Source organism: Desulfovibrio sp. 1188_IL3213 (assembly GCF_036763145.1).
GTDB lineage: Bacteria > Desulfobacterota > Desulfovibrionia > Desulfovibrionales > Desulfovibrionaceae > Desulfovibrio.
Genome location: NZ_JBAIYR010000169.1, coordinates 1 through 4,823, shown reverse-complemented (window position 1 = coordinate 4,823; position 4,823 = coordinate 1). Strand labels below are relative to the sequence as shown.

The following is a 4,823-nucleotide window of genomic DNA, read 5'->3' as shown; positions in this document are numbered from 1 at the left end:
GGCGCGGATGCCCCTGTGTCACAGGCCTGAGGCAAGCTCACCGCAAGGCTCCCTGGCGTGCGCAGTTCCGCCGGCGAGGGCAGGCGCAGCTTCAGCCGGTGGCCGAAAATGGGCCTAGATGTAGTGTTTCTATAGGTTGTTCACCCTTTCCCTCACTCGGTTTGCTGTTGTCTGGTAACTCCAGCTTTACCGATTTGGGGAGGGTGAACAACCTATAGAAACACTACATCTAGAGCAGTTTACGAATGAAACGAGTCAACTGCTCTGCAAGGATTTTCCTGAAAATCCTTGCCACGAAATGCGAGCAGGCAGGCTTTTGCCTGCCGTAAGCAAGCATTTCCAGTGTTAAATTCTCTAGGACGGCAGCGGCGGCCGGCAGATGTTCTGTTGCGCCGCAGTGAGCGCCGTAACGCTTTGCGGGCAGATATCCCCGACGATAAAACATTTTGGAAGCAGCACTTGCCGTGATTGCGCGGGCTTTGCCTCGCCGTTTTTCAGGGTCTGTCAGGATGTGATGGAAAAACTTCGCGCAGCCGCGTTTGTTGTGGAAAGGCCATATGGACGAAAAAAAGATTTTTGAGCTTCTGACGGACGGCTACGCCATTGCTGCCGTGGTGACGGCCATACTGTTCTATTTTACCGTGCGCGGGCAGAATCGCAGCGACAATACAGCCATGCATCTGGCGCGCGTGTGCGCGGCCTGCGCCCTTGTGGTGACCATCAGCCTTTGCGCGCGGGAACTGGTGGACAGGTTCGGGGCGACCTTCATCAATCCGCGCTACATCAATATTTTTCAGCATGTCGCCATTGTTCTGATTCTTATCCGTGAGTCTTTTCTGGGGATCAACCGCTTTAGCGACCATCTTGCCAGAACCAGCGGCGACGCCACTTCGGCGCGTATTGTGTCGCGTCTGCTCAAGGCGTCCATCTGCCTGTGCGCCATGCTGTTCTTCGGCGAATATCTGGGCATAAGTTTCGCCGGGCTGCTGACCTTCGGCGGCATCGGCGGCATTGCCATCGGCCTGGCGGGCAAGAATATTCTGGGCAACTTTTTTGCAGGGCTGATGCTGTACTTTGACCGTCCATTTAATATCGGAGACTGGATAAAATCGCCTGATCGCAATATTGAAGGCACGGTGGTGGAGATCGGTTGGCGCATGTCCAAGATCATGACATTCGAGCATTACCCCGTGTATGTGCCCAATGATGTCTTTTCGTCCATCTGCATTGAGAATGTGGGGCGCATAGCCAATTATCGCATCAAACTGCAAATTGGCCTGCGCTATGAGGATGCGGACAAGGTGCAGGCCGTTGTGGATGGTTTGAAAAAAATGCTCCACGATGATGCGCGCATTGATAAAAAACAGGAACTTCTTGTCGTCTTTAACGAATTTGCCGCTTCATCCCTGAATATCCTGATTTACTGCTACACAAAAACGACCAATTGGGCGCAATTCATGCAGACGCAGCACGATGTGTATCTTGCCATCGTTTCGGTGGTGCATGGCCTTGGCGCGGACTTTGCCTTTCCTACGCAAACGCTTTATCTGGAGAAAGACGAAAACAAGCCCGCATAGCGCCGGGGCGGCGCGAGCGTGATTTTTCGGCGGCCAGTCCTCTGACTTTGCTATGGTGGAGGAGGGACCCATCTGGTCCCGCAATTGTGCAGAGGGTGGGTGTCAGCGTTAGAGCAATTTCACTTTGAAATTGCTCTGGTGAATGCGTAAATAAACGAAATTTATTCGCTATGTTAATCGCAGAAGCGGGCGCGTCTTAAACTTTGGGAATGGGCACGCTCAAAGTCAGTCCGTTCTGGAAGCGGTGTTCTCGACGCTGACACGGTGCTCGACAGTGCGGGTAACTGCTTTTGTGTCTTTCACAGACGTCTGTTTTTGCCGCCATCAGGGCAGTTGGCAACGCAGTTGCTTCAAAGCTCAGGGGCAAGATGGCGTATAGATGCTTGTGATATGTGCTCTTGCCATGTCTGTTATAAATGAGAGAGGAATATCTCGATGTCCAGTGCAGAGATAGTGCAGTCTCACAAGGGGGGCATCAGCCTGTCACTGGTGATCCCGGTGTACAACGAGGCTGATGTTATTGACATTTTTGTCAATAAGATTAATGAGGTATTTGAAACACGCACTGATATTGACCTGGAGATGGTTTTTGTTGACGACGGCAGTACCGACGGTACCGCCGCTGTTTTGGAACGTCTTTGTCATGACGACCCCCGCGTGCGTGTCATAGAGCTGTCGCGGAATTTCGGGAAGGAAGCGGCCCTGACGGCTGGGCTCGACTTTGCCGCAGGCCAGGCTGTCGTGCCTATGGACGTTGACCTGCAGGACCCGCCGGAATTGATACTCGACATGGTCGCAAAATGGCAGGAAGGGTTTGATGTGGTGCTTGGGCGACGGGCCAACAGAAGTTCGGACACCTGGGCCAAGCGCACGTCCGCGCATCTGTTTTACAGCCTGCATAACAAGATTTCCAAACCCAAACTGCCGGCCAACGTGGGGGATTTTCGCCTTATGGACCGGCGCGTAGTGGAGGCGTTGCGGCTTTTGCCCGAATCAAGGCGCTTCATGAAGGGCCTGTTTGCGTGGCTGGGCTTTCGCACGTGCAATCTGGACTATGTACGTCCGGCCCGCGCGGCAGGGCAGACAAAGTTCAACGGCTGGCGTCTCTGGAACTTTGCGCTTGAGGGGCTTACCAGCTTCAGCACTGCCCCGCTGCGCATATGGACCTATGTGGGCATGGCAATTTCTGCATTATCGTTCATCTATGCCACGGTAATCGCCTTGAAGGTTATTCTTGGCGGCGTTGATGTCCCGGGCTATGCGTCTCTTATGGTTGCCATAACCTTCCTTGGCGGTTTGCAGCTTATCGGTATCGGCATGATTGGAGAATACCTCGGGCGCGCCTATATGGAGTCAAAACGTCGGCCAGTATATATTGTAAGACGGGTATATGCAAAAAATGCTCGGCCCGATGAGTAAAGTATGCTGTTTTACTGGAAACATGGATGAAAACATATATGCTCTCCAATAGTGCCGGAAGCCGTGTGCGCGTCAAGGCGGTAGATATTTTGTTTGTTGTTTTGGCTGCATGCTATGCGCTGTTTGTGGCGTCGGGCATTGTGCCGCTGTCAGGGCATGGGGCAAATCTGGACAGCGATCTTTCAGTATACGCGTATTCTATGGTCAGGGCGGACAATCCGCAGGATTTTCAGGCAGATGAAATCCTGCGTGAGGCCACTCCGGCCAACTCGCTCTGGAATCTTCAGCAGTTTGTCGCCGAACTGCTCACGCCGGACGACCAGTATGCCGTGGGGCTGCTGTGGGCAGGGGCGTTTATCATCTTTGTTTACCTTGTGGGCATGTATCTGCTGGGGCGATGGCTTTACGGCAGCCCTGGCCCGGCGCTGATCCTGGCGCTGCTCATGAGCGTCACCGTATGGGTGGGCTGGGGAACCTTCTGGGGCGTGACCCATTCCGACCCGGTGCCGCGCACGTTTTTTGCGGCCCTGTGGCCCTTCATGCTTATGGGGGCGGTGGTCGCCATGCGCCGTCCTTTCTGGCGTCCTGCGGTCATGCTGGCAGCGGGCCTGGGCATGTGGATACACGGTCTTGGGGCGCTCAATACCGGCGCCATGTTTTTTATGGCCTTCTTTTTTTGCAGGCCGCCGGGCTGGAGTTGGTCAAAGCATCTGGGCAATCTTGTTCTGTGCCTGATATTTTTCTTTGTGCCGGTGTTGACGTTCCTGTGGCCTTCGCTCGGGCAAAAGCAGGCGTTCAGTCCCGCGGACATCGAGATGTTCCACACGCTGTTCTCGCAGCGATGGGCCAAGGATTACGGTCGTTTTGCCGAGCGTCTGGCCTTGTTTTTGAGCTGGAGCAAGCCCAATTTCTGGATTCTTCTGGCCGGTTTCGGCAGTTGGCTTGTGGTCCGGTGCAACGGTGGTCCCCGGTTACGGCAACTGGCCGCCATGTACCCGGCTTTTGTGCTGGCCCTTGCCCTGGTATCCGCGTTCTCCTGGCTTGAGTCCCTTCTGGCGCCGCCCCTGGGGCGGCTGCCTATGGCGCATGAGTTTGTGCGCGGCCTGCGCTATCTTGTCCCTCTGGCATGGATTATGGTGGCCGGTTTGCTGACCCTGGCCTGGCCGCGCCTGGCAACATGGCTGCGCACGGGCTTCTGCGTTCTGGCGGTGCTGCTTATGCTGCTCTGTAACGGCGACAGACAGAATGTGGCCGCGCTGTACAGCATAGCCGAACATACGGGGCTTCCCATGCCCTATATGAGCAGGGCGGAAGGAGCCTCCGGCGAGGCGAAAAAGCACCATGAGGCATTGGTGGCCCTTCGGGAGGCGACCATGCCTGGTGATGTTATTTTTAGTAATGCCGGTGATATGGGGGTGCGCCATATCGCCAAGCGCGGCATGGGGCACACCTTTAAAGACGGGGCGCATTCCTACTATAACAAAAACCTGGAACAGGCCCGGCAGTGGCTTGCCAACGAGAAGCTGCGCGCGCAAGGCCCTACCGGCTATGTGGACGTGTGGCTGCAGTCGGGCCTGCCGTGGCTGTTCTGCGACAGGCCCGAAGACCGCGCCCTGCTTGAAAAATACGGAAACGTGGTGTGGGAAAATCCCGGCTGGCTTATTGTTCGCCGTCATGAGGGCGGCGCGCCCGCCAGGGAAGAACCGGCTCTCCCTGTTTCGTCCGAAGAAAATGCCCAGATGAACGCCCCTCTGCCAGAGGGGCAGGCCCCGGAGCAAGCGCCCGGCGCTGCCGTCATCGTGCCGCTGAAGCCGTGATATCCGGTGG

Annotated in this window: 3 protein-coding genes; all 3 read left to right on the top strand. The window is 55.8% G+C overall.

Annotation, left to right across the window (positions count from 1 at the left end; all coding sequences use genetic code 11):
• The first annotated feature begins 557 nt into the window (after positions 1–557).
• The 3 genes from V6C16_RS08055 to V6C16_RS08045 all read left to right on the top strand — a co-directional run bounded on the left by V6C16_RS08055 (position 558) and on the right by V6C16_RS08045 (position 4,813).
• A complete protein-coding gene (locus V6C16_RS08055; RefSeq protein WP_333536584.1) occupies positions 558–1,577 on the top strand; it encodes a mechanosensitive ion channel family protein in 1,020 nt (339 codons plus the stop codon).
• Between the two features lie 453 nt (positions 1,578–2,030).
• A complete protein-coding gene (locus V6C16_RS08050; protein WP_333542986.1) occupies positions 2,031–2,996 on the top strand; it encodes a glycosyltransferase family 2 protein in 966 nt (321 codons plus the stop codon).
• Positions 2,997–3,022: 26 nt separating this feature from the next.
• Positions 3,023–4,813, top strand: a complete 1,791-nt coding sequence (locus V6C16_RS08045) for a translation initiation factor 2 (protein ID WP_333542985.1) — start codon at positions 3,023–3,025, stop codon at positions 4,811–4,813.
• Positions 4,814–4,823 lie beyond the last annotated feature (10 nt).

Excerpts from the sequence above, each read along its gene's own strand:
- V6C16_RS08055 (WP_333536584.1), top strand. The coding sequence starts at position 558 with ATGGACGAAAAAAAGATTTTTGAGCTTCTGACGGACGGCTACGCCATT.
- V6C16_RS08045 (WP_333542985.1), top strand. The coding sequence starts at position 3,023 with ATGAAAACATATATGCTCTCCAATAGTGCCGGAAGCCGTGTGCGCGTC.